20 protein-coding genes and 2 tRNA genes are annotated in these 26990 nt (G+C 47.1%); 6 read left to right on the forward strand and 16 right to left on the reverse strand.

The features are described from left to right. Positions 1–3: 3 nt before the first annotated feature. The 7 genes from UNH61_RS06615 to UNH61_RS06645 all read right to left on the reverse strand — a co-directional run bounded on the left by UNH61_RS06615 (position 4) and on the right by UNH61_RS06645 (position 7426). The gene (locus tag UNH61_RS06615) at positions 4–1284 is read right to left on the reverse strand and encodes a hypothetical protein (protein ID WP_326991347.1); all 1281 of its coding nucleotides are present in this window, start codon (positions 1282–1284) and stop codon (positions 4–6) included. A gap of 32 nt (positions 1285–1316) precedes the next feature. Further along, a complete protein-coding gene (locus tag UNH61_RS06620) occupies positions 1317–1838 on the reverse strand; it encodes an LptE family protein (protein ID WP_326991348.1) in 522 nt (173 codons plus the stop codon). A gap of 25 nt (positions 1839–1863) precedes the next feature. Then, positions 1864–3102, reverse strand: coding sequence for a sigma-54 dependent transcriptional regulator (locus UNH61_RS06625; RefSeq protein ID WP_326991349.1), 1239 nt, complete (start codon positions 3100–3102; stop codon positions 1864–1866). Between the two features lie 89 nt (positions 3103–3191). Continuing rightward, positions 3192–4604 (reverse strand): tRNA (N6-isopentenyl adenosine(37)-C2)-methylthiotransferase MiaB, encoded by a 1413-nt coding sequence (miaB, locus tag UNH61_RS06630; protein ID WP_326991350.1) that lies wholly within the window; start codon positions 4602–4604, stop codon positions 3192–3194. 177 nt (positions 4605–4781) lie between these two features. Then, positions 4782–5285, reverse strand: a complete 504-nt coding sequence (locus UNH61_RS06635) for a hypothetical protein (RefSeq protein WP_326991351.1) — start codon at positions 5283–5285, stop codon at positions 4782–4784. 23 nt (positions 5286–5308) lie between these two features. Then, the gene (locus UNH61_RS06640) at positions 5309–6088 is read right to left on the reverse strand and encodes a (Fe-S)-binding protein (protein ID WP_326991352.1); all 780 of its coding nucleotides are present in this window, start codon (positions 6086–6088) and stop codon (positions 5309–5311) included. A 24-nt stretch (positions 6089–6112) separates the two neighbouring features. Beyond that, a complete protein-coding gene (locus tag UNH61_RS06645; protein ID WP_326991353.1) occupies positions 6113–7426 on the reverse strand; it encodes a (Fe-S)-binding protein in 1314 nt (437 codons plus the stop codon). A 140-nt stretch (positions 7427–7566) separates the two neighbouring features. Between UNH61_RS06645 and UNH61_RS06650 the strand changes: the two genes are divergently transcribed. Continuing rightward, positions 7567–8064, forward strand: coding sequence for a phosphoribosyltransferase family protein (locus UNH61_RS06650; RefSeq protein WP_326991354.1), 498 nt, complete (start codon positions 7567–7569; stop codon positions 8062–8064). Here UNH61_RS06650 and UNH61_RS06655 read toward each other — a convergent pair whose 3' ends face one another. Next, positions 8065–9003 (reverse strand): DUF2279 domain-containing protein, encoded by a 939-nt coding sequence (locus UNH61_RS06655; protein ID WP_326991355.1) that lies wholly within the window; start codon positions 9001–9003, stop codon positions 8065–8067. 132 nt (positions 9004–9135) lie between these two features. Beyond that, positions 9136–10863: a phospho-sugar mutase gene (locus UNH61_RS06660; RefSeq protein ID WP_326991356.1), complete on the reverse strand. Its 1728-nt coding sequence runs from the start codon at positions 10861–10863 to the stop codon at positions 9136–9138. 124 nt (positions 10864–10987) lie between these two features. On the opposite strand from UNH61_RS06660, the gene UNH61_RS06665 reads away from it, so the two are divergent. Then, on the forward strand, positions 10988–11641 hold the full coding sequence (locus UNH61_RS06665; protein ID WP_326991357.1) for a protein-L-isoaspartate(D-aspartate) O-methyltransferase: 654 nt from the start codon (positions 10988–10990) through the stop codon (positions 11639–11641). Here UNH61_RS06665 and UNH61_RS06670 read toward each other — a convergent pair whose 3' ends face one another. The 5 genes from UNH61_RS06670 to UNH61_RS06690 form a co-directional block, all read right to left on the reverse strand. Continuing rightward, a complete protein-coding gene (locus UNH61_RS06670) occupies positions 11642–14128 on the reverse strand; it encodes an outer membrane beta-barrel protein (protein WP_326991358.1) in 2487 nt (828 codons plus the stop codon). Positions 14129–14320: 192 nt separating this feature from the next. After that, on the reverse strand, positions 14321–16915 hold the full coding sequence (locus UNH61_RS06675) for a TonB-dependent receptor (RefSeq protein ID WP_326991359.1): 2595 nt from the start codon (positions 16913–16915) through the stop codon (positions 14321–14323). Between the two features lie 156 nt (positions 16916–17071). After that, positions 17072–17629, reverse strand: a complete 558-nt coding sequence (locus UNH61_RS06680; protein ID WP_326991360.1) for a DUF445 domain-containing protein — start codon at positions 17627–17629, stop codon at positions 17072–17074. A gap of 89 nt (positions 17630–17718) precedes the next feature. After that, a tRNA-His gene (locus tag UNH61_RS06685) sits at positions 17719–17792 on the reverse strand. 128 nt (positions 17793–17920) lie between these two features. Then, positions 17921–17994: transfer RNA gene (locus UNH61_RS06690), tRNA-His, on the reverse strand. A 420-nt stretch (positions 17995–18414) separates the two neighbouring features. On the opposite strand from UNH61_RS06690, the gene UNH61_RS06695 reads away from it, so the two are divergent. Together UNH61_RS06695 and UNH61_RS06700 are read left to right on the forward strand one after the other, a co-directional pair. After that, positions 18415–19620 (forward strand): hypothetical protein, encoded by a 1206-nt coding sequence (locus UNH61_RS06695; RefSeq protein ID WP_326991361.1) that lies wholly within the window; start codon positions 18415–18417, stop codon positions 19618–19620. Positions 19621–19740: 120 nt separating this feature from the next. After that, on the forward strand, positions 19741–20283 hold the full coding sequence (locus UNH61_RS06700) for a hypothetical protein (protein ID WP_326991362.1): 543 nt from the start codon (positions 19741–19743) through the stop codon (positions 20281–20283). Here the strand turns inward: UNH61_RS06700 and UNH61_RS06705 are convergent. Continuing rightward, positions 20280–21380, reverse strand: coding sequence for a lipase family protein (locus UNH61_RS06705; RefSeq protein ID WP_326991363.1), 1101 nt, complete (start codon positions 21378–21380; stop codon positions 20280–20282). The genes UNH61_RS06700 and UNH61_RS06705 overlap by 4 nt on opposite strands. A 134-nt stretch (positions 21381–21514) precedes the next feature. Here UNH61_RS06705 and aspA point away from each other — a divergent pair, with 134 nt between their 5' ends. Further along, positions 21515–22918 carry an aspartate ammonia-lyase gene (gene aspA / locus UNH61_RS06710; RefSeq protein ID WP_326991364.1) on the forward strand — a complete coding sequence of 468 codons (1404 nt, stop codon included), beginning with the start codon at positions 21515–21517 and terminating at the stop codon, positions 22916–22918. Positions 22919–23049: 131 nt separating this feature from the next. Next, entirely contained in the window at positions 23050–24387 is a 1338-nt protein-coding gene (locus UNH61_RS06715; RefSeq protein ID WP_326991366.1) for an anaerobic C4-dicarboxylate transporter, read from the forward strand. A gap of 73 nt (positions 24388–24460) precedes the next feature. Here the strand turns inward: UNH61_RS06715 and UNH61_RS06720 are convergent, their stop codons facing one another. After that, the gene (locus UNH61_RS06720) at positions 24461–26917 is read right to left on the reverse strand and encodes an MG2 domain-containing protein (RefSeq protein ID WP_326991367.1); all 2457 of its coding nucleotides are present in this window, start codon (positions 26915–26917) and stop codon (positions 24461–24463) included. Positions 26918–26990 lie beyond the last annotated feature (73 nt).

Here is a 26990-nt window from a genome sequence, read left to right on the forward strand (position 1 = left end):
TTATTACTTATTTTTGTCTGTTAGTGACTTTAATTCTAATATCTTTTGCGCAAAATAAGCGTTTTTGTCGGGATTAAGCAAACTTAATTTTTGATATATCTTAATCGCGTTGCCATATTGCTGTTGCCGTATCCAGATTTCTGCCAGGGTTTCAGAAACGATGTCGTTGTTAAACACAATAGAGTCCATGGCCATCTTTTCTACTGTTTCTGAAATTTCCGGTTCTGTTTCTTCTTCATAAATACGGTGCAATTGCTGATGGTACCAGTCTTTGCTGGTTCTGCCGGAAAAATTATCCTTTATCTGGCGCAACCATGAGGTAAAGCTTTTCATTTCAGCGGCGCCCTGGTCGCTCAGTTCATCTGCTTCTTCCGGACTTTTCAGCCGTTTATAGGCGAAATAGTCGTCAGTATATAAAGGTTGAAAGATCAGTTCTGTATCTGCGGTTTCTTCTACTGCCAATGGGAATATTTTAATGGGTCCGGACGACTCAGGCTCATCGTCGCTGTTGGCATCACTGGCAGTGATGCTTTCCACGTCCGGAGGTTGTACGCCGGCCGCTGTATGGGCGGGGTTTTCGGCGGGTTCATAATCGGCCACGGCTTCCAGCGGTGCTGTTTCAATTGCCTCGCTGGCCAATGGCTGTTCCTGCATAAGAGGTATTACTTCTTCGCGAGATGCAGTATGGGTGGGTGCTTCCACTGCGTCACCGGCTATCGGTTGTTCCTGCATAAGAGGTATCACTTCTTCGCGAGATGTCGTATGGGCGGCAGCTTCCACTGCGTCACCGGCTATCAGTTGTTCCTGTATAACAGGTATTACTTCTTCGTGGAAAGCGACAGGGGCAGCTTCTTCTTCCTGCATCAGCGCAACTGGCTCCTCCACTGTGTTTTCCAGCACCAAAGGAGCAGTTGTTTCTTCAGAGGCCGGCAGCACAGCTGCTTCCTGCACTTCTGCAGCAGCCGTTGCTGCCGCTGAAGGGATATCCTCTTCCGGCAGGCTATCATCCGGTATAACCGGCGCCACGCGGGTTTCTACTTCCTGTAATACCTGTTCTGCCGTGATCACACGATAGGCATGATGTGGCTGACCGGTATATAGCAACGCCTGTTTAACAGCTGTTTCATGCAGGTTGCCGGTTTGCTGAAATACCTTTTGGGCCAGCAACAGGCGTGCAGCGGCGAAATACGGGTGGTCTGCCACCAGTTGTTCCATGGCCGCTTCATCCACCTCCCGCAGGGAAGGTTGCTGAAACACATGCGCTATAATCCTGTTTACCGTCATAGGTTACTAATGTAGTAAAAAATGAATTTACATTACCAGTTTGCAAACGCCCTGTTGAAGATATCATCGATGATACCAGGGATGATCTTGTCGTCGAGCAGGCCATTTTCCACACTGCTGGGCAACTGCGATGCCGAGAACTCCCCAGAGCGGGTGAACGACTGGGTGAATCCTTTTTTATCGCCTATACGTTTGATGAAGGTTACATTTACGGTCACATTCAAACGGGAAGTGGCCGCTTTATCCACGTCGGTTACCGCGGCGTTGGAGAAGGAGTAGCCGGTAATGGTGGCCTTGAACTCATAGTCGGCCCTCGGTTCTGTTTCATTCACCTGCGTCAGACGGGTCTGGGAAGTGATTTTATCGCGCAACTTCTGAGTCAGTTTCTGGCTCAGGGTTGGGTTATTGATGGGCGCGCGGTTTTCTATAAATCGAACATTTACAGTTTTAGCCTCCTGATCGATACTGGCGCCTGTGGTAGAGTATTTAACACTACAGCCGGCCAGCATGGCCAGAAACGATATAGATATGAATAATCTGATATTACGGATCATTGTGATGCTGATATTAAAAATTCGTTTATTCGGCGATGTTATATTCTTTTAATTTGCGGTAAAGCGTTCTCTCGGAAATCCCCAGATCAAGTGCGGCGTCTTTACGTTTACCCTTGTGCTTTTTCAGTGCTTTCACAATGAGTTCTTTCTCCTTGTCGGCAATAGATAAGGTTTCTTCCACCTCTTCATGATGATCTATTTTATTATCGGCGATGATAATCGGCTGCGTGCTGCTAAGGCCAGGAGCCGCTGGTGTAGCTACTTCCGGAGCAGAAGGGTAACTGTGCAATACATGATTATCCGGATGGTATTCTGCAGTATGCGCAACATTGGGATTCTGCAGGATATCGAAAAACATTTTCTTCACCTCAGTCACATCTTTCTTCATGTCGAAGAAAAGCTTGTACAGGATATCTCTTTCGCTGGCGAAATCGCTGTTCTGCTGCTGAGGCGCTGCCAGCATTGGCAGGCGGTTTACTTCCGGCTGTTCCGGCAGGAAGCGCTTCAGATCGTTAGCGGTAACCAGTTTATCCGTAGCAAGAACGGAAATCTGCTCTGCAATATTTTTCAGTTCGCGGATATTTCCCCTCCAGGTATAGTTGACGAGTATATTACGCGCTTCTTCATCCAATTGTATGGCAGGTGTTTTATATTTTTCGGAGAAGTCGACCGAAAACTTTCTGAACAGCAGCGGAATATCTTCCTTGCGGTCGCGCAGCGCAGGTACGCGGATAGGTACCGTATTGAGCCTGTAGTAAAGATCTTCACGGAATTTTCCCTGTTGGGTGCGTTCCAGCAGATCCCTGTTGGTAGCGGCTACCACGCGTACATCGGTTTTTTGTACTTTGGAAGAACCCACCCTGATATATTCCCCGGTTTCCAGTACACGGAGCAGGCGGGCCTGGGTGCCCATTGGCATTTCCCCGATTTCGTCGAGGAAAATAGTGCCACCGTTCACCGTTTCGAAATAGCCTTTGCGGCTGTCGACAGCTCCGGTAAAGGAGCCTTTTTCATGACCAAAGAGTTCCGAATCGATGGTTCCTTCCGGAATGGCGCCGCAGTTAACGGCTATGAACGGATTATGTTTCCTGGCGCTCAGGGCATGAATAATCTGTGAAAAAACTTCTTTACCAACACCACTTTCACCATTAATGAGTACGGTGAGGTCGGTATTGGCTACCTGAACAGCCACCTGCAATGCGTAGTTGAGAGCAGGGCTACTACCAATAATGCCAAACCTGTTTTTTATAGCCTGAATGTCCATAAGCGGTTATTCGTAAGTTTGATGGTTTAAAATTGTTTCAGCGTTTTGCATGGTAACCAACACTGAATATTAGTAATGTTGCCAGCCCTCTACTCAACAGCCTTTCCTATCAACGTACCTGAAGTACAGCTTTCCACTTTCACCATTACATAATCACCTTTTTTATAGCGCTCCTTAGGGAACACTATCGCCTTGTTCTGATCGTTACGGCCAAAGAGGTCATCTTCTGAGCGTTTGGAAAAGCCTTCTACCAGTACTTTGAAGGTTTTACCTATTTCTTTTTCCATGTTTTCCTGAGAATGCCGGCGGTGAAGCTCCACTATTTCAGCTAACCGTCTTTTCTTTACATCTTCCGGTACATCATCCTGATAACGACGCTCCGCCAATGTACCCGGGCGTTCAGAGTAGAAATACATATATGCCAGATCGTAATGGGCATATTCCATCAGGCTAAGCGTTTGCTGGTGGTCTTCTTCTGTTTCTGTGCAGAAGCCGGCGATCACGTCGGTCGACAAGCCACAATCGGGCAACAGCTCACGGATGCGTTCTACCTTTTTGATATACCATTCCCTGGTGTAAGTACGGTTCATCAGCTGTAATATACGGGAGCTGCCGCTTTGTACCGGCAGATGGATATAATTACAAATATTCTCGTATTTCTGCATGATGAACAACACTTCATCCGTAATATCTTTCGGATGGGAAGTGCTGAAACGCACGCGGAGCAATGGATCGATGAGAGCAACCCTCTCCAGCAGCATCGCGAACGTAACGGTTTCGCTGTCATCCGGACTGGTCCAGTAGTAGGAATCCACGTTCTGACCCAGCAGGGTGACCTCACGATAGCCATTCCGGAACAATTCTGCAGCTTCTCTAACAATGGAGTAGGCGTCGCGACTGCGCTCCCGGCCACGGGTAAATGGTACCACACAAAAGGCGCACATGTTATTGCAACCCCGCATAATGGATACGAAAGATGTAACTCCGTTCTGATCCAGTCGTACCGGGCTGATATCTCCATAGGTTTCTTCGCGGCTCAGCAAAACGTTCACGGATTTCTGTCCGCCTTCTGCTTCTGCGATCAGGGCAGGCAGGCTGCGGTAAGCGTCGGGGCCCACTACCAGGTCTACCAGTTTTTCTTCATCCAGCAGTTTGGCTTTGATACGTTCAGCCATACATCCCAGTACGCCTACCAGCATTCCCGGCGTTTGTTCCTTTATTTTTTTGAATTCGGTAAGACGTTTACGCACTGTTTGTTCCGCTTTCTCGCGGATGGAACAGGTGTTTACCAGTATCAGGCTGGCTTCTTCGGCATTCCGGGTAGGACCATAGCCTTCTTCTCCGAGTATGGAGGCTACAATTTCACTATCATTGAAGTTCATCGCACAGCCATAGCTCTCAATGTAGAATTTTTTAGTATATGTTTGGGTGCCGGCCGCTGTGGGAGCATAAGCTTCTCCCTGGCGACTTTCATCATGCACTTTGGTATCCAGATCTAGCATCCTGACAAAAATTTTGGAAAGCAAAAATAGGCAAAAAAAAATAACAAAATGACAGAATGGCAGAATGGAATGAAGAATTGGGAATGAAGAATTAAGAATGAAAGCGAAGAACTTAGCGATTGACAATACTATCCGCTAAGTTCTTCGCTTTCATTCTTAATTCTTCATTCCCAATTCTCAATTCGTAATTGCCAGTTTTCTGGCAATCCACGAATCTTTCAAGGGCACCAGCCAGTTCTTATCCAGATCCTGTTTGGTTAGTACGGTGTTGTTCAGATAGAGGGTATTTTCGTTGATATACCCTTTTTCAAGCGCGTAGGCCACCTGCGCCATGGGCAGGAGTTGTACTTTATCGTTGACGAGGAAGCCCAGCAGGAGGCGATCGAAAAGATTGACCTCGTACTGTTTTTCCAGGCTCTTGATGATACGAACGGAACTATCTGTGCTGCAACCACTTACGGTTGTTTGTGTTTCGTCGGCCAGCAGTACTATTACCTGGTTCAACACTACACCGCCCCATCCTTTCACAGGATCGCCATGGGCATTCCACTGGGCAGTGAACTGATGAAGCTGCTCGTTGATCTCCAATATCTCCTGTTCATTAAATGGTCTGTTGCTCTGGTAGATCCAAACCCTGGAGGAGGGAGAAAATCCTTCAGGGAAGATATTGCTGCTATTCATGGTACAAATTTAAGTAAATGAAATTACTTCATGCTTTCGGCGATCAGCTCTGCGATATCCAGTACCTTGACTGAATCTTCCTTACCGGCTTCTTTTACGCCGTCGGTGAGCATAGTCATACAGAATGGGCAGTTCGCGGCGATCACAGATGCCCCGGTAGCCACCGCTTCATTTCCACGCTCGAAATTGATACGGGTGGCGCCTTTCTCTTCTTCCTTAAACATCTGCGCGCCACCGGCACCGCAACAAAGCCCTTTGCTACGGCAACGCTTCATTTCCACCAGCTCAGCATCCAGCACCTCGAGTACCTTCCGGGGAGCTTCATATATGCTGTTGGCACGGCCCAGATAACAGGAGTCGTGGTAAGTGATCTTTTTTCCCTTGAAGGAGCCACCTTCCTGCATTTTTATTTTCCCTTCATCAATGAGGGATTGGAGGAAAGTGGTATGATGTATGACTTCGTAGTGGCCGCCGAGTGCCGGATATTCATTTTTAAGTGTATTGAAGCAATGAGGGCAGGCAGTAACAATTTTCTTCACCGCATACATATTCAGGAGCTGTATATTGTTCTGGGCCATCATCTGGAAGATGAATTCATTGCCGGCCCTTCTTGCCGGGTCGCCTGTACAGTTTTCTTCCTTACCCAGGATCGCAAATTTGATCCCTACTTTATCGAGAATGGTAGCAAAAGCCCGGGTGATCTTCTGGGCACGCTGATCGAAACTTCCCGCGCATCCTACCCAGAACAGTACTTCCGGGGTTTCTCCATTCGCGGCATATTCTGCCATTGTCTTAATATGCATTCCTAAGAGTTTAAATTAATTAAGTCAGATGCTGGTCCATTTGTCGCGATCGTCCATGCTGAACTTCCACGGGGCCATATTATTTTCGATGTTACTGAACATCCCTGTCCATTCAGCCGGAGCACTGGATTCTTCCATAACCAGGTGCCGGCGCAGCTGCAGTATAATGTCGAGGGGACTGATGCTAACCGGGCATTCCTGTACACAGGCGTTGCAGGTGGTACATGCGCGTAATTCTTCTTCCGAAATATAATCCCGCAACAAGCTTTTATTATCATCCTGGAAACTGCCGTTAGCGCTGATGTTGCGTCCTACTTCTTCGAGGCGGTCGCGGGTGTCCATCATGATTTTGCGGGGCGAAAGCCGCTTGCCGGTGATGTTAGCCGGGCAGGCCGCACTGCATCTGCCGCATTCTGTACAGCTATAGGCATCCAGCAGATTTTTCCAGGTAAGGTCTGTAACGTCTTTTGCGCCAAATTTAGGCATAGTGGTAGTTGCCGGTTCATTAGCCGCCAGCTCGGGCTGCAGCATCAATTGTACTTCATGTTGTACTGCAGGCATATTCTCCATTTCTCCTTTAGGCTCCAGGCTGGAGTAGTAGGCATTGGGAAATGCCAGGATAATGTGCAGGTGCTTGGAATAGGGGAGGTAGTTGAGAAATGCCAGTACACCTAAGATATGCAGCCACCAGCAACCACGTTCCAGCGCGGTCAGCGTGGTGTCGGACAAACCGTTGAACAAAGGGGTGAACATCCCGGTTATCCAGAAATTACCGGTGGGCAGGTAATGAGCTGCCCCTCTTGTCTGTAGCGTAAGGTCGGCCGTATTCATGGTCAGGAACAAGGTCATGAGCGCTATCTCCGTGATGAGGATATAATTGGCATCAGAACGCGGCCAGCCATCCAGGTCTTTGCTTCTGAAGCGCATGATCTTCAGGATATTCCTGCGTATCAGGAAGATGGCACAACCGGTGATCACCAGCACGGCCAGTATTTCAAATAGACTGATCAGCACAGGATAGAGATCTCCTAAAACGGGAACGAATAAACGATGTTTACCCAGTATCCCATCGAGTATGATTTCCAGTATCTCGATATTAATGATCAGGAAGCCAGCGTATACAAAGAAGTGAAGGACAGCTACCAGTGGGTTGCGGAACATCTTTTTCTGACCGAATGCGAGTAACAGTACATTTTTCCAACGTTGGTCAGGGTGGTCGTTCAGGTCTTTATCGCGACCCAGCAGGATGTTTTGCCGTATTCTGCCAGCCTTCCGGGAAAAGAGGTAGACGGCGGCTCCAAATAGGATTACAAATAACAGTTCTTGTACAATATGCATTATATCAGATTTGACTCCCTAATTTAGGGCTTTTTTGACTGCCGGCCAGCAGCTTTAGGCTTTCGTTTTTTATGTCAGGGGCTTTTTAATTTTTTCGTTAAAAGCGGACGACTAATACCTAATTGCTTATTTTTGCGGCTATGGAAAGCAGGAATATCATTCTCACACAGGATATCATTCAAAAGAAACTCGAGCGCATCGCTTATGAGATATACGAACTTAACAGCGACGGTACCGATATTATACTGGCTGGTATATGGGACCGCGGTGTGATCATTGCTCATAAAATAGCGGCTATCCTGGGGCAGATTTCTCCGCTTAAAACACATATCATAGAATTGCGGCTGGATAAGCAGCATCCGGGAGAAGTGAAAGTTTCTGAGGCGATCGACTTTACAGACAAAGTGGTAGTAGTAGTGGATGATGTGGCTAACTCAGGTCGTACGATGTTATATGCCCTGAAGCCCCTGTTGGAATACCTGCCTAAGAAAATACAAACGGCCGTGCTGGTAGACCGCAGGCATAAATCTTTCCCGCTTTCTGTTGATTTTGTTGGATATTCACTGGCCACCACCATGCAGGACATGGTACTGGTAGAAATGAACGGAGAAGAAATTGTATCGGCTTATTTCGAATAATTAAAACCAGAGTGCATGTAACTTCGCTGTGCCGGCCGAATTGATCTCCAGCGCCGGAGCAGGAAATTTCACCATATTCAATACCTGCAATAATACTTTCACACCTTTTTTCCGGGTGGGGATCTTCGTAAAATCCACATCCGGAGAAATATAGAAGCGCCGCAACCGGGGAATATGACTATAGTCCCTCTCTATACCGTGGGCGTCTGTCCAGGTATTGTCCGTGCCACCCAGCATTCCCTGTGCGCCGTATCCTATTGCTACGTTCAGCCATTTGGGTAAGTGACTGTCTTTCCGGAACGACCACAGGTTTACAGACAGCCAATAGGTTTGTCCGTTGTAGTCTTTCAGCGTCCGTTCCCAATAGGGATCTCCGAACAGCTGTTTGGCTTTGTCGTGCAACACAGGATCGCTGTATCGTTCGGGATGTGCGGAAAATTTCATTTGTATCCTTTGTTCGTTCCAGGCAAGTTCCTGGCTGATCAGCATACCGGAACCGATGGCGTTGGCGGCCATGTCGCCCCAGGAAAAGCCCCATTCAGCGGAGAATCCGTCCAGTATTTCAATGACTGATTGATACCCAAGGCCGCTCAGCCCTCCGATCCAGATCTGTTGCTTTCTCGGCAAGCCCGACCAGCGCCACATTTCGCGGCTGTATTTTCCTATAAAGTAAGCGCTGAATATGTGTCCGGCTTTATCCATCTGGTTCCATTCGCCCATATCGTTGAAGAAATGAAAGCCGGAGCGGGGATAGCCTTTATACCAGGCAACATTAAGCGCAGCAAGACTGGCGCCATAGAGTGCAACGGTGGTGCCGCTCAGCAGCCATACATGGGATTTGACAGTAGTATCGGGTATAGAGAAGAACGGCACTTTTTTTTGTGCCCTGCTGTTCATGGTTAACAGCAATATCAGGAAGATAAGCAGTGGTTTTTTCATGTAAGCAGCTGATGAGAATTAAGAATAGAGAATGAGGAAATTAAGAATGATGAGCGAAGACCAAAGCGATTGACCACGTTTGTAATCGCTTTGGTCTTCGCTCATCATTCTTAATTTCCTCATTCTCTATTCTTAATTAGTCAGTTTCAGATCCTGAATAATACCATTTATTTTCTGATCCAGTTGGGCTGTTACTTTATCAAAGTCGGCCGCACTTGCCAGTGGAGCATTGACGCTGAAGTAAAATTTGATTTTAGGTTCTGTTCCTGACGGACGGGCGGATATTTTGCTGCCGTCGGCGAGCAGAAACTGCAGTACATTGGATTTGGGAAGATCCAATGGCTTGATATCACCGGTTTTAATATCCCTGATCTGCTGCAGTTGATAGTCATACAGGGTTACTACCGGGGAGCCATTGATGGCAGCCGGCGGGTTTTCCCTGTAACCACGCATCATTTCGGCAATTTCTTCTGCTCCTCTCATACCTTTTTTGGTAATAGAGATCAGATGTTCTTTATAATAACCGTAGCGGACATAAATATTAATCAGTTCCTCGAAGAGGGATTTTCCCTGGCTGCGGGCATATGCTGCCATCTCACAGATCATGGCTACAGAAGCCACTGCATCCTTGTCGCGTACATTCTGGCCAATCATATAACCGTACGACTCTTCACCGCCACAGATAAAGTTTTCCTGTGCTTCTTTGCGACGGATCATATCGGCAATCCATTTAAAGCCGGTCAGTACATTATAGCAATTGATATTGTTTTTTGCAGCAAATACATCGATGAGATCGGATGTTACCACCGTTTTCGCGATATAATCGTTGGGTTTAGCCAGCCCTTTACGTTTGCGGGCTTCAACGATATAGTTGAACAGCAGTACGCCGGTCTGGTTGCCATTGAGGAGTATCCATTCGCCTTTCAGATCCTTTACGGCAATGCCTACACGATCAGCGTCAGGGTCCGTTCCGAGCAGGATGTCTGCATCCAGTTCTTTGGCTTTTTTCAGGCCCAGGCTCATCGCTTCGGATTCTTCCGGGTTGGGATATACCACGGTCGGGAAGTTGCCATCCGGTGTAGCCTGCTCCTGTACAATATTAACATTGGTGAACCCATAACGCTCCAGTACCTGGGGCACCTGGGTAATACCGGTACCGTGGATTGGGGTGTATACTATTTTAAGGTCGTGTTGCTGTTTATTGATCTCAGGGTTGATAGACAGGCTCACCAGCTCTTTTCTGTAAGCCTCATCCACCTCCTCACCTATGATAGTGATATTGGCCTCGCCTCCGGTCCATTTTACATCATCCGGAGAAGCAATGCTCTCTACTTCGTGGATCACGTTACTGTCGTGCGGCGGAACCAGTTGGGCGCCATCGTTCCAGTAAGCTTTATAACCGTTGTACTCCCGGGGGTTATGGGAGGCAGTAAGCACTACTCCGCCATGGCATTGAAGGTGACGGATGGTGAAAGATAACTCCGGGGTTGGACGGAGGCTTTCAAAGAGAAATACTTTGATACCATTGGCCGCAAATACATTGGCTACTGTTTCGGCGAAAAAGCGTGCATTATTGCGGCTGTCGTGCGCAATGGCTACTTTGATTTCACCGGAAAAGCTCTTTTTGAGGTAGTTGGCAAAGCCCTGGGTAGCCATACCTATGGTATATTTATTCATGCGGTTGGTACCCACGCCCATGATACCTCTCAGGCCTCCGGTACCGAATTCGAGGTTACGATAAAAAGCATCGGTGAGCTCATCGGAGTTGCTTTCCTGCATTTTCCGGATAGTGGCGATGGTTTCCGGGTCGAAATTACCATTGAGCCACTGAGATACTTTGTTTTGAATATTAATATCCATGGTACTTATTTTGTAAGCCGTCAATCATAAATGGATTGTAAAGTAAAAATAAAAAAATGAATGTCCGAAATTACAGCCCCCAAAAAGAGATGGAAAATCGATGGTATTGGTTAATTTTGCGGCCATGAGGCGGTATGAAGATACTTATAAACAAAAAGGATTACGTAAACAGCTGGTTGATGGCATCCGTCAGAAAGGTATTACAGATGAAAATGTACTGGCGGCTATCGGCAATATTCCCCGGCATTTTTTCCTTGATACGGCTTTTGAGAGTATAGCATACGACGACAGAGCCTTTCCTATCGGAGAGGGGCAAACTATTTCACAGCCCTATACGGTGGCCTATCAGACCCAGCTGCTGGAGGTGAAACCTTATGAGAAGGTACTGGAAATAGGTACGGGGAGCGCTTACCAGGCCTGTGTACTGGCAGAGCTGAAAGCCAATGTTTTTACCATAGAACGTCAGCGTAAGCTGTTCGACCAGGTGAAAACCTTTCCTTTTAAGTCGCAGTACCGTAATCTCCGTTTCTTTTATGGCGATGGCTATGAAGGATTATCTACCTACGCGCCATTCGACAAAATACTGGTTACTGCTGCGGCTCCTTATGTTCCCGAAAAGCTGCTGCAACAGCTCAAAATAGGTGGTAAAATGGTCATCCCTGTTGGCGGACACGACGTGCAGCGTATGTTGCGCATCACCCGCACCAGCGATACCGATAGCGAAGAGGAAATCTTTGATAATTTTTCCTTTGTGCCAATGCTGGCAGGAAAGAAGTAGTTAAAGTCTTCCTTCTTTGGGCTTCTCCTTTTCGTCTTTTTCTTTTTCTTCAGGCTTCTCTTCTTCTTCCTGCTGGTGTTTCTTCTTTTTGAAGAGATTCGGATCCATTTTTCCGAAACGATAACGCACATTCAGCCGGATGAACCGGGTAACCCTTTTCCGGTCGTAGTCCTGTATGAAGGTAGCTGTTTGATAGTGTGAGCTGAATTGCTGGGTGTTAAAGAGATCTGCCACATTCAGTGCCACCACCAGGTTCCTGTTTTTCAGGAATTCCTTACGTATGCCCATGTCTATACCATTCATTGCTTTGAAGGTACCCTGGGGCTGTATCCGGGGCGAGCGGAAATGGCCGCTTACTTCCACACTAACCCTGGCGGGCAAACGAAATTGGGTGTTCCCATTGAGCCCGTAGCTTAGATTCTCGTTATTGATGGTTACACTGGTCAGCTTGTTATATTCAACATTCAGGTTAGCCCACACTTTCCACCATTTTGTAAGATTGAGGCTGTAGGAGATATTACCTCCCATATTCTGCTGGGTGGCCAGGTTCATGGGTTTGGTGGTGGTCACACCACTGATGGTGTCGAGTGTACTGATACGGTCGATATTATCGTTGGTTTGCGCGTAATACAAACTCGTGCTCATGTAATTGTTCGTCTTGGGATAGTATTCCGAATAGCTGATCTCAAATTTGTGAGACAATGCCGGCTGCAGATCAGGATTTCCGACACGGATATTCTGCGGATCGGAGTTATTGATATAAGGCAGCAACTGATCGAAATTAGGCCGGTCTATTCTCGTGGAGTAATTGAAAACAAGGCTCTGGTTCTGGTTTTTAGGCAGGTTATACTTCAGGAATACACTCGGGAAGAGATTGAAGAAACGGTTGTTCACTGTAGTGTCACGTGAATAGGAATAACCTTTCAGGTGCGATTGTTCAGCCCGTACCCCAACCTGGTAGCCGAGATTCCCGATGGCGTTTGCAAAATTGATATAACCGGCAAAAATATCTTCTTCATAACTATACTCGTTCGACAATAATTTGCTGACTACATAATCATTTACGTTCCAGTTATAGAGAGATGCGATATAGTTGTTGTCGATGCGGCGCATAGTCGATTTTACCCCCGCTTCGATCTTACCTTTCTTACCGATCGGGGAAGTGTAGTCCGACTGCAAATTCCAGAAGCGGTTGCCGTTGCGGCCGTTGTTACGTTGTTTATCGGCATGGGGCAACGTATCAATATTGATGATATGATACTGTGTGAAGTAGTCACTCCCGCTGCTGTTCCCGTTACGGCTATAGGCAACATAGGCGGTAAGTTCCTGGTTGGGCTTGTCGAAAGTATGTTTGTAGCTGATGTTGGAATTGACATTATTACCGTTGCCGTAGCTGGAATTATGCCGTTCACCATCGCGCAGGGTTGATTTTTTGTTATCCATGTAGTCCAGGAAGATATCATCCTGGTTACGGTTCTGGCTGAAATTAAAACCCTGTGAGAAGGTGAATGTGTTATGATCGTCCATGAAATAATCAAACCCCAGGCGTCCGCCATCGTTGCTGTTCCTGTTCTTGTTTTTGCTGCTTTGGGAGAAGAACCTGGTATTGCTGCTGTCGGCAATCAGATTCTGGCGATAGCTGAATCCGCTGCCATTTGTTTGTTCATATCTGCCATTGTAGTTGCCGAAGAAGTTGAATTTTCTGATACGCAAACTGGCATTGGCGCTGCCGCTTCCTTCGCCGCGGGTGGCCCCACCCAGATTGAACATCACGTTGTAACCGATCGCTTTATCTTTTTTCAGCACAATGTTGATAATACCACCAGCGCCATTGGCTTCGAATTTGGCGGAGGGGTTGTTGATCACTTCCACACGATCGATGGTTTCCGCAGGAATCATCTGCAGTGCTGTTTTAGCATCACCGAAAGGAGAGGGCTTGCCATCCACATAAATCGTAACACTTTTACCGCGAAGCGTGATATTATCATCGATATCCACATCCACACTCGGAATATTTTTCAATACATCCGTTCCTGTTCCTCCTTCCGCATTGATCATGCTGCCGGCGTCGAATACCTGCCGGTCGATCTGCATGGAGAACGCAGGTTTCTCTGCTTTGATCTCTACCGCATTCAGTTCCTTACCGGCTGTATGCAGGCGAATAGTACCTGCCAGCGTATTTTTCCCTTCTACTACTTTAATGGCTTTCTCCAGTTTCTGATAACCCATGAAAGTAATGCGGAGCACGTAAATGTCCGGGGCAACATTGCTGAATGTAAAAACACCGGCGGGCGTAGTGTAAGCACCGGTTACCATAGAAGAATCCGCCTGTTTCAATAACACAACAGAAGCATATTCGATGGGCTTGGATGTAACAACATCCACTACCTTTCCGGTAACTTTCAGTGCGCCGGCATTGGGCGTTTGTGCGTGAACGTTATACGACATAACGATCAGCACCAACATGAGTGAGAAGAAATTACGCATGCGTGGATTTAGCAACTTTAAAACAGCAGCCGTTGGCTGCTATCTGATACAACAACGGTATAAAAGTAATAGGTGAATGTTTAAACATTCAGGAAATATGATGAGTGGTCAGGATAAAAAATAGCCGGCAGAGTGCTGTAACACTGCTAGCCGGCCTGTGGTTTGCATTCACCGTCTTGAATATTGTATGTCCTAGAAACTTTGCATTTGGTCGCCCATTTGTGAGTCAGTTCCCTGATCTCTTTTTTTCTTTTTGAACAACGAGGCATCGAATTTACCGAAACGGTACGCGAAATTTACCCTGAAGATACGTGATTCGCGTTTACGGATGTAATCCTGTGCAAATTCAGGTGATACCTGGTTCAGTTCATACTGGCGTGTATTGAAGATATCTGAAACGCTCAGTGTAACGGATGCTGCTTTGTTTTTCAGGAAGTCTTTTTTTACTGCCAGATCCACTGTACTGAAGCCTTTGATAGTACCCTGGGCAGAAGACGGAATCTGGTTGAAGCCGCCACCACCGCCACGTCCGCCGCCACCATTGCCGCTGGAGGCAGGCAATGCAATAGTAGGAGCCTGGTAAGTAGCGTTTACCTGCACCGTGAAATTGGCCGGCAGCTTCGTTTCAGAATTGATTTTAGCAAACCAGCTGAAACCACTGTTGGTAAAATTCTGTCCGTTAGTATTAACCTTCATATCTGTCTGGTACAGGTTTACGTTACTGGTCAGATCCCATCCTTTTATGATCTGGTTTTTGAAGGTCAGTTCCGCACCATATGAATTGGCCCTGTTAGCATTGATATAGCGTGTCAGCAGGGTATCTGCTCCGATAGGTGTGCTGAGGGTGGAGATCATATTGTTGGTATTCCTGAAGTAAATGCTTCCCAGGAAATTGCTGGTAGTCCAGTTTTTTACATATGAAAACTCAAAGCTGTTGGTGTATTCCGGTTTCAGGTTAGGATTTCCTTCCCGCTGGTTTTGCGGATCACTGTAGTCGCGGTAGGGTATCAGCTGAAAGAAATTGGGCCTGTTCACGCGACGGGTATAGTTAAGTTGCAGTTCCTGATCGTGTTTGAGTTTTTGAGACAGGAACAGGCTGGGGAAGAGGCCAGGCACGGCCCTGGTGGGTTTGTATTTGGTGCCCTGATTTTCCCCTGCATATACGTACTGCTCCATCCGTACTCCGGCCTGGTAGCCAAAATTGCCAATGGTATTGGCAAAATTGGCGTAGCCGGCGTAGATCTCCTCGTTGTATTTATAATTATTGGACAGTAACGGATTGTAGATAAAGTTACCGGTGGTAGTATCCTTATCATACACGTTATATATACTGGTGTAATTCCTGATAGTGGCCTTTGCACCGAGTTCCAGCTTTCCGTTTTTTCCGACCGGATTGGTATAATCCGTCTGCGCACTGATGTAAGTGGTTTTCCCGGAAGTAGTGTTATTCTGCAACAGGGATTGCCCTACGGGATTGCCGGCAGCATCCTGTGCCTGCGTGAGGTAATCTCCGTTGCGGCTGTTATTGCTCCTGTTATAGCTGAAATCTGCGGTCCATTCCTTGTTGGGTTTGGCGTATGTATGCCTGAAACCCAGTGTGGTAGTGTAATTGCGGAAACTGAAATCACCATTGTTCAACCGGTTGGATTTACCACTGATCAGATGGTTTTTATCGGAGAAGGTACTGGTCAGGTCTTCCGAGTTTTTGAAATCACCTGCAACAATATTCTGTGCAATTGAAATCGTGTTACGGTTATCGGGCATGAAATCCATACCAAATCTGCCAAACTGGAACAGCGGTTTGCTTTTGCTGTTGCTGCTCTGAAACAGGTAGCTGGTATCTGATTTGCTGCCGCTGCGGTAATTGCTGCGGTTGGTGGTACCATCCGCCCAGGCATGATTGGAGTTGATATTGTAGTTGGCGAAAACGTTGAATTTACCCTGACGGATATTGATATTGCCACCGCCGTTATATTTATTGCCGGTGCCGATACCTACATTCACAGACCCGTTGAAACCGGCTTTACGGTTTTTCTTCAGCACGATATTCAGGATGCCTGACATCCCTTCCGCATCGTATTTGGCAGACGGGTTAGTTACCAGCTCTATGCTTTCAATGGCATCCGCCGGTATCTGATCGAGTGTGAGCGTAGACGGCTTTCCATCCACGAAAATATTGGGCGTAGCATTGCGCACGGTAACGTTTCCGTCGAGGTCTACATTCACCGCCGGCACGCTTTTCAGCACATCCTGTGCTGTACCGCCCACGCTGCTGAGGTTCCTGTCTACATTAAACACTTTCTTATCGATGCCCATGGTGAAGGCGCTTTTCTGACCGGTAACTTCCACCGCCTGCAGTGTTTTGGTGTTGGCGGTGAGTTTAATATTGCCGAGATCCTGTTCGATCGACTGCCCGGTGATCATCACTTTTTTCTGCAGACTGGTATAGCCCATAAAATTGACACGCAGTATCATAGGACCGAACGGCAGGTTCTCCAGACTGAAATCACCATTGGGTTTCGATAGCATACCGGTTACCAAAGAAGAGTCTCTTTGTCTTATCAGCGTAACAGATGCGTATTCTATTGGTTTGTTGGTTTTGGCGTCAACCAGTTTGCCGTAAAGGTGGCCGATCTGGGGCATATTAGGCCTGCCTTGTTGTCCTGTCGCTGCCTGTTGTCCTGTTGGAGCTTGTCGTTGCCGGGGCGCTGTGGTGCCAGGCGCCTGTGCAAATAGTTGCGCCTGCCACAGGAATATACCAGCAAGAACTGCGTAGCATTTATTCATCCTCAATTTTTTTATCCGGACTTTTCAATCAGATGTAGCAAAATTATCAGGCACCTGGTATGAGTGGTCGAAGATTGTGATGAATGGAATTATTCACAGGGGAACAGCAAAAAAGAGGCTCCGGAAGGTCTTAACAGTAGTTAACAGAGATAGCAGTTACTGGTGGCCGATCAGCGTGATAACAATAGCGAGCAGGCCGGTAATCAGCCCGGTTAGTGCGCCGAGAAGACGGAACTGGTTTAGTTCTTTCCCGAATTGCTGACGGGTAGTGCTTTCCAGTTTTTCGGCAGAAATGCTGCTGATTTTATCTGTTACGATTTTTTCAAGATTCAGATCCTGCTGCACATTGTCGAGGTACTGACTGATCAGGATCGGGAACAGCGCATCAAGTTCGGTAACGAGATGTGATTTTATCTGATTGATGGTGCTATCGCCTATGAACATCGACAGCACAGGCATTGCTTTCGGGAGCCTTTCGCGAAGGAAGGAGTCGAGGTGTGTTTCTACTACCGGAATAATGGAGCGTATTTTCTCCGGATCAGTAAGCCTGCTTTTTATATCATTGATGGAAAATAATTGTGAGCCGGCATACGCGCCCAGGCCAGCGGCAATGCCGGATTGATTTTGAGAGAATTTACGGAAGATGATATTAATGGCCAGGCTGTTCATAAACCAACCGATAACAGCAGCAATAACCGGGAGCAAAAAGATCATGGAATGAATTGATTTTCGCAAATGTATAGAAATGCCGGGCAAATAGGAACAATAAAAAAGGCTTCCTTTTGAGAAGCCTTTTTAACCAGGGTGACTGAAGGGTCTCGAACCCTCGACCCTCAGAACCACAATCTGATGCTCTAACCAACTGAGCTACAGTCACCGTTTTTCCCGTTTTTGGGAGTGCAAATATAAGTGAAACTTTCGTCTGCCAAAATATTTTTTTCGGTTCTTTTTCACAGCAAATGAAAATAAAAAAAGGCTTCCTTTTGAGAAGCCTTTTTTAACCAGGGTGACTGAAGGGTCTCGAACCCTCGACCCTCAGAACCACAATCTGATGCTCTAACCAACTGAGCTACAGTCACCGTTTCCGTGTTGGGAGTGCAAAGATAAGCGAAACTATTTTTAAAATCCAAATACTTTGAAGAAAAAAAATCCAGTAGGTTATATATATCGACAATTCAACAAATGATGCCTTATCATTACTGTTGTGTTTGCCAATATGGTGGCTGTTTTGAAGAATTCCAGGAATACGGTTTTGGTTTTGTTTGGGTCCGGAAAAGATGTATCTTTGCGCACTTTCCCATTCCATTCCCATTTTTTTAAGTAGTTGATAATCAACTGAGAGTTGTTTTTATGGCATCAGAGGAGCCCCTGACTTCAGGTGTTTCCATGCCGCCGATCCGGATGTATGGTCCGGAACAAAAAAAAATTAACAAATATCCCTGAACACTGTTGTCAATTAGAGAGAATATAGGTTTTTAATATTTAATTGTATATACATTATGGATCAGCTTAAACTGAAATTACAGGAATACTATCAGCGTTACCAGCAGATGGATCAACGGGTGAAGCCTGGAAAGGAGGAGCCTGGTTTTGAGGACGTGCTGGACATGGAAAACGATATTCTTTCGCAATTTGGATTACCTGCATCGCGGCGTTTTGTACAGATCTTACATGATTTTGTGCATCATGGCCAGGTAAGCGATCAGTTGCTGGATTATGTGAGTAAGAAACTACGTGCGGCCGCACGCAAGTACCTTTTGGCGCCGGTTATGTCTGATATAGATCTGTTGGAAGGAGCCCGCGAACAAAAGCGGAGTCCCTACGATGTGCTGCCTGAACTGGGATACCCGATACATGAATATGCCCAGTTCCTTATATCCGAGCTTTACTATCGCCGGAATATGGCAGCCACCGATGTACTTGATGAGCTGAAGAAAATGCAGCATTCCGATAGCTGGAATGATCTGATGTTGTTGACTAAGATCCACAACCATACTACGCATGAGCTGTATACTAAATTGAAGAAACAGGATCTGCGTTTTGTAGATGAGTTCATTCAGTTTACCCGCCGCCAGGAACCGGCGCGACTGGTTAACAAACGGGCTACGCCATTGGAAGAAGGATATGCGCCCAATTATAAAACTATCACCAAGGTACAGGTAGAGGATATCATTTTTGATGAGCAAACTTCTCCCAGTCTTTTCGGTAAAATCAAAAGTGGCCGTGGCTATGCACGTATCACTATCAGCCTGGAATTCTCTGAGCTGAACCAGATTCTGATGAGCAGCGATGAACTGGGGGTGGAGATCAGTAATCATATAAAGAAAAGGCTGGCAGATCCCGCAGCAGAGAAGCCAACAGTAATAGATATACGTGCTGAATTCGGAGATGTGCTGAAGCTTGATAACTGCTACCTGGAAGTTTATAAACCTCAGCACAGGGAAGGTAAGAAATGGGTAGAAGATAAGGACAACTTCTACTTTGTGGATAAGATACTCAGCAAGAAAGAATTTGAGAAGAGAACAAAAGAGGCAGAAGTTAAACGTAAGATACAGGAGTGCCTGGAACTGATCGGGGGCTCTTATGTATACTACCAGCGTCTGCGCCGCCTGGGGATCACAGATGAAGAAGCCAAGCTGAGAGCGGGATTACAGGATGAGCTGTTGTTTAAATTGTCATTCTTCCTGAATAAAGTGAAGGAATAGAATAGTTATTAATCTTTAGTAAGATACTGCGGAGATCACATTATGTTGTTTACATATTGTGGTCTCCGCTGCTTTTTGCCGGAAGCTAGCAACCGTTTTATTATTTTTACAAAAAAAACGATGGAAGAACTTACACTTGGCGTTGGCTCCAGAGTTCAGCATGCTCACTATGGTCCCGGAGTGATTGTAGCAGTTAAATATGCCCAGTACAGGGTTACTTTCATGGATCATGGCATTAAGATGATCGATAAAACAGATCCGCTTTTTGAAGTGCTGGTAGCAGAGAATGTTACTCCGGAAGTAGAAACTACTTCCGACGTGGAAACTTCTTTGTTAAAGATCCTCCGCCTGTGGGGCGGCATTGCTGAGGTGGTGCCGATGGGCGATCGCTGGCGGGGTGGCATCATGATCCTGCAACCGGCCGATAATAGCCTGAAACCAAAAGAAGTTCCTATTGATACATTCTTTCATAAAATAGTAATGCTACGCGACCGCCTGCGTGTATTGGAACAAAACATCAACAGCCATAAGGTGCTTACTGATGAAGAGAAGGTAAACATGCAGCAATATATCACCCGCATCTATGGTTCCCTGACTACTTTCAATGTACTGTTCAGAGATAAAGAACACTGGTTTACGGGTGAAAAAGGCGCTAACGATTAGTCGGTGCTGATGTGATAAATCTTTTCCAGCTCCCAGCGGTAAACAGCTGGCATGTGGTGTACGAAGATATTTTTTCCGTTGAAAGGAAAGGTGTCATCATACCCCGCTACCGGATACAGGATGACCGGCGTGCCTGCCGGAGTATAGTTATGGCTGTTTACGAATGGCGGCCGTTCATACTCCGGCAGTATTTTTTTTACGCGCTTGTAAGCGAGTTTGCCCAATATCCGCTGCATCCGGCGTGCCGACCGCTTCGTGGGCCTGTCGAGCCGCCCGTACATATACCGTAGCACACTCCGTACCGGCCACTTTTGCTGCTTCAAAGCGGCGTTGATGTTAGCGAATGGGCTGACCGCCGTAAAATCTCTGGTAGTTTGTATGGAGAAAGGCGTTTCCGCCACCCAGTCGCGGGTGTTCACCACCCGTAATCCCCAGCCTCCGGCACAAATCCGGTCGAAATCGTAGGCATAATAAAGATTACCAGGCTTAGGCGCCGCACTGGCGTAGGTCTTGAATACAATATCTTTCGGTAGTCCATCTGCATAGGCAAGATAAGAACGCATCAGGAAACTGATAGCCCCTCCCTGGCTATGCCCGAATACAATAAAATCGTGTATGCCTTGCTGATAGTATTCGTTAATTTTTCGGATCATTTCCGGCGCCATCGCAGCTACGCCTATCATCCAGCCGGCATGTACATATGCTTTCGGATCTTCTGCCACTTTATAGGGGAAGCTGGTGCTGTCGTTGAGCCGGAGTACGCCCTGAGAGGGGATCATACCTGCATAGAAATTTTCCAGCCAGGAGTCGGCCGTGCCGTTGGTACCGCGGATTACAATAACGACCGTGCGATCATCGCGCAGCCATAGATCCCAGCGGTTCTCCAAACCAGATGTAGCTGAGCGGTACACCATCCGGGCATTGCGGGGTGGCTTACTTTTTACATTCGTCCACGGGGTATCGACAACTCGTTCCATCATTTTCAGCAGGTCATCGTATTCCATGGGATCAAAGCCGGGCAACAAATGCTGCGCAAAACAACTATTTCCTGCAAATAATAAAAATAGAAAACAGCACAGCGAAATACCAAACTTCATAGACAATTGCAAATTATAGATTACTAAAGATGAATGAAAGCTAATAAAACACTTCTCTTTAAAACAAAACACAACAATTGAACAGGCGCTATTGTTGTAAATGCGATTAACTTCAAGCCTAAATTAGTTTAAATATGTCAAAGAGAATTGAGCACGACTTTCTGGGAGAAAAAGAGATACCACATGACGTATACTATGGCATACAAACGCTTCGTGCCATTGAGAATTTTCATATAACAGGCATTCCGCTCAAGGTGGAGCCCATTTTCGTACAGGCGTTGGGTTATGTTAAGAAAGGCGCAGCTATGGCTAACCGCGATTTAGGCGTGCTGGATAAAAATATTGCAGATTATATTATCCGGGCATGTGACCGCGTGATTGCCGGCGAGTTCAACGATCAGTTCCTCAGCGATCTGATTCAGGGTGGTGCAGGGACGTCGGTAAATATGAATGCCAACGAGGTGATTGCTAATATTGCATTGGAGATGATGGGGAAAGAAAAAGGACAGTACGAATACTGTCACCCTAACAATCATGTGAACTGCTCACAATCGACCAACGATGCTTATCCGACCGCTTTCCGCATCGCACTGATCAACAAATTATCCGGCTACCAGACTACATTAAGTGAGCTGGCAACGGCATTCGGTGCCAAAGGCGAAGAGTTTAAAGATATATTGAAGATGGGGCGTACGCAGCTGCAGGATGCTGTTCCGATGAGTATGGGAGATGAGTTCAAGGCATTTGCCACCAATATCAACGAAGAGTTTTCGAGGATAGAAGAAAGTAAACGGCTTATTTCCGAAATTAATATGGGAGCCACTGCTATCGGAACCGGTGTGAATGCACCCAAAGGATATTCCCAACTGGTGACTAAACATCTGGCAGATATCACCGGGTTAGCATTGATACTGGCCGGCGATCTGATAGAAGCAACCTACGATACCGGTGCATATGTGCAACTGTCGGGTGTGCTGAAACGTACTGCGGTAAAGATCTCCAAAATATGTAACGATCTGCGGTTGTTATCTTCCGGACCACGTACAGGGCTAAACGAAATTAACCTGCCTCCGATGCAGCCAGGATCTTCTATTATGCCCGGAAAAGTAAATCCGGTTATCCCTGAAGTAGTGAACCAGACAGCTTTTTACGTGATAGGTGCGGATCTGATGGTAACCATGGCGGCAGAGGCAGGCCAGCTGCAGCTGAATGTTATGGAGCCTACCATTGCGTTTGCACTCTTTACTGCCATCACTTATATGAACAATGCCTGCAAAACGCTGAAGGATAAATGTGTGGTAGGAATCACCGCCAATGCCGACCGGACACGGGAGATGGTAATGCAGAGTATTGGTATCGTTACCCAGCTCAATCCTATTATCGGATATGAGAAATGTTCTGCAATTGCCAGGGAAGCGCTGGAAACGGGCAAATCGGTACACGATCTTGCTGTAAAAGAAAAGCAATGGGTGACCCAGGAAAAATGGGATGAAATTTTCACCTTCGATAACCTGATCCGACCTCAATTCAAGCAATAAATCTTTGTCCGGCCAGCCATTCTCCCGGCTGGCCGGAAACACTATACCCAACTGCACACCCCATGCAGTAAAATGTTGCAGGAAAATACAGCTGTTTATCATTATCTTCAGACATACTTCTTACTATTTATATGATCTGGATACAATTTGCAATCTTACTGGCTGCTATTCTGATTGGAGCCCGCATGAAAGGCATAGGACTGGGTGTAATGGGCATGGCGGTGATGGCTGTTTATGTTTTTCTTTTCAGGATGCGGCCCGGTGAACCACCGATAGATGTGATGTTGATTATACTGGCGGTAGTGACCACTGCTGCTACGTTACAGGCGGCAGGAGGGATGGACTACATGGTACGGCTGGCGGAAAAAATCCTTCGCAGCAAACCATCGCTCATCGTTTTGTTTGGTCCGCTGGTGACCTACCTGTTTACTATTTTCGCGGGTACTTCGCACATTACTTATTCGTTGTTACCCATTATTTCCGAAGTATCTGTGATGAAACGCATCCGCCCGGAGCGGGCGCTGAGTATTTCTGTAATAGCAGCGCATCTGGCCATCACTGCCAGCCCGATATCGGCGGCAACTGCTGCCATGCTGACCATTCTGGGAAGCAGTATATCGTTATTAACCATTCTGAAGATATGTATCCCGGCTACCATCGTAGGTACGCTGGCCGGTGTAGCTGTATGCTGGAAGAAAGGCCGGGAGCTGGAAAAGGATCCGGTGTTCCTGGAGAAAATGAAGGATCCTGAATTTGCCGCCAGCATTGATATTGATACTTCGGCAAACAGGGCTCCGCTGGCCCGGGGCGCCAAAACATCCGTAGCCATATTCGTCGTAGCTGTTTTACTGATCGTATTGGCCGGATCGTTTCCCGGTATGCTGCCATCTTTTGGAGAAGGTAAAAGCAACCTGGCTGTTGATGCCAGCGGAAAGATCAAGATGGCGGCTGTTATTGAGCTGGTGATGCTGGCTGCTGCTGCCGCTATTATGCTGATCTGTAAAACTACCGCAGCTGCTGTAGCCAAAGCCAGTTTGTTTAGTTCCGGCGCACAAGCTGTTGTATCTATCTTCGGCGTGGTTTGGATGAGCGCCACCTTTATGCAAACCAACAGTGCATTGATAGAAGCCACGCTCGGCGGTATGGTGCGTACAGCCCCCTGGACTTTCGCCATCGCGCTGTTCCTGCTGGGTATCCTGCTATTCAGCCAGGCTGCCACCACCAAAGCCCTGATGCCGCTGGGCGTGGCATTGGGTATATTCCCGCTTCACCTGGTAGCCATGTTCCCTGCTGTGAACGGCGATTTCGTACTTCCCGGCTATCCCACGCTGCTGGCCGCCGTTAATTTTGATCGCACCGGCAGCACTTATTTCGGTAAGTACCTGGTCAATCACAGCTTTATGATACCAGGATTAGTGAGTGTGGCGGTGTCGGTGGCAGCTGGTTTTTTGATAGCAGCCAGCTTTTAGCTATTAGCTATAAAAGAGAAAGACCGAAGCGGATAATATCTATCGCTTCGGTCTTTCTCTTTTATGGCTATTATTAGAATTCCTGTTCCAGTCTACCAACGCTTCCATCATCTCCGATACCTTCCACTACCATACGGAAACGCTTGCTAAAGTCGTTGTTGTAGAATTGTACCCTCGCGGTGTGGGTAAGGGTATCCACCGCTACAGTTGGGTTCCAGTAGAGGGTGAGGCGTTTATCAGGAAGTGCGTGCACTTCTTTCTTTACTGAATAATCCGGTGAGTAGAATTGCTTAACAATGGCATAGCCGGCTTTTTTATACAGTTTGAAACCACGGATGCTTGGGTCGTTTTTAGGTGTATTATCGCCTCCTTTTTTGGTATAAATGGCGATAGCACCATTAGCGCCACCGGCTGCACCCATGAACGGTGGACGGAGTACCTTCACCAGCGCGATGTCCTGTATGGCGATGGAACTTATCATACTAACATCTGTCTGCATTTCATTGAGATAAAGACCCGGTGCGCCGCCTCTCCAGGAAAGAGAAGGATTGTTCAGATCGCCCGAGATCTGGAGCCCTGCTACCCTTGACTGAAGGTATTGGAAGATGTTCATGGCGATGGGTGTTTCCTTGGTAAGGTCAAATGTATAACCATCTCCCCCCGCAAACATACCGGATACATAACGTTTCTCGGTTGTTTCTTCCGGTTTTGCTTTTTTCGCATTTACGTTTACTTCCTGCAGATAAACCGTTTTGTTGTTGATAGAACGGTTTACCTTATTGCTTTCCGATGCGTTGACCAGGAATTGTTTGAGAGCGTTGTTATCTACCACGGGCGGAATACGCAGTGGGTAAGGGATCTTCACCTGGGTAGGGCGCTCGAAGAAATGATTATCAAATTTCACATTCACATCCACACCCTTTTTCACGAGGTCGTTGCCCTGGTAGTAGATGTAGGCAGTATCCGGGAAGATCATGTTGGCTACTTCAAATTGTCCTTTGTCGTTGATAGGAGCAGAAGCAAACATGGAGGAACTGTCTATCGGCAGGCGGATGATCATGTCCAGTTTACCGGTAGGCATAGGCCGGCCATTCATCAGCGTGGCTATACCTTTCATCATCAGTCCCTGTTCGTATGGATAGCGTATTTCAGGCATTTCATTCTTCAGCATTTTCTCCCAGCTGAAGCGCCTCCATCCGTTTGTCATCATTACAAGGTCGAGGCCATGTAAGGTGGAATCGGCAGTATTGCGGAAGTACCAGGCCGGATTATATACATAGCCCTTGATATCGGAGGTCAGCAGGAGCGATGAAACGATGCTGCCGGCATTTTTATCAACGGGTACCGCATCTGCATCAGTGATGGCTACCGAGATGTTAGACTGCATGGAATCCGGCAGGCGAAGTTCGATGGTGCTTTGTTTTCTGGGTTCCTTGTGCATATCTGCGTCCAGTACATCCATCTGCAGCAGATCGCTCTTACGCACGAATACGAGCCGCTCTGCGAGCGGCACGCCGGATTTGGCAAAGAGGGTGATCTGCAGGATGCCGCTGGGCAGGTGATCAGCCGGAATGAAGCCGCTGATACGGCCTTCAGGCACGTTCAGGTTGGCTTTATACACCAGTTGTTGTCCCATTTGCGCAATGATAGCCAGCTCGCTGGTGGCAGTATCGTTGTTGTTGGCGGCAACTGCCTGATAGAAAATACGGAGGCCTTTATTGAATACTTTCAGGGAAGCGCCGGAGCTGGCAACCGCCGGCAGCTGAATAGTTTTAGTTTGTCCTTTGGCGCTCTTCACTGTGGCCTGAAAGGCATCCTGTGCATCGCCAGGGGTAATTTCAAAGGAGCCCATACCATCGTGAACGGATTTGATGGCTGCGCTGCCACCTTTGTTGCCCTTGATGGTACCAGACACTTCGATGGGGTAGCCATTGTTGTCGATCGCTTTGAAGGCTACGACATTCGGCTGACCGGGAATAAGATTGCCCCCTTCAGGAAAAAACTGCACGGAAAAATCGGGAGCACTGATACTGTCTGCTTCCGGCTGTGTTTTTTTAGAAGGATCAAATATTTCAATGGTTCTGGAGTAGGTAAAAGCCGGATCAAAATTGAGCATCCACGCAGTATAAGCTCTCAGTTGGTATACGCCGGCTTTCTGCGTTTCAGGCAATTCGAAATTGCCCGGGGCACCGCCATTGCCAACGGCAAACAGCTTCTTCTGAACAATATTATTATTCTTATCCAGCAATTCCACATACAGGTTGGTAGCGGAAGTAGCGGGCATGCCCTGCAGGGTTACATAACCTTTGAACCAGATGGTTTCCCCGGCAGCGTAATAGTCCTTGTCGAGATGCAGGTATACTTTTTCAGCCGGATAATGCCTGCCATAATTCTGCAATGCCTTTATGATACGGTCGGACCAGTCTTCGCGTGCGGGTATAATAGCCAATGCACTTACTATGCCGGTCAACAGAACGGCCGGGATCATCCATTTCAGGTGATGTCTCTTTTTCTTCGGGTGCGGTTGCATGCAATATAGTTTGAGCCTGTATAATATATGCCAAAAATATAAACTTCGGAAGATTAATCGGTAAGAATACTCC

Origin of the sequence: Chitinophaga sp. 180180018-3 (genome assembly GCF_037893185.1) — a bacterium.
GTDB lineage: Bacteria > Bacteroidota > Bacteroidia > Chitinophagales > Chitinophagaceae > Chitinophaga.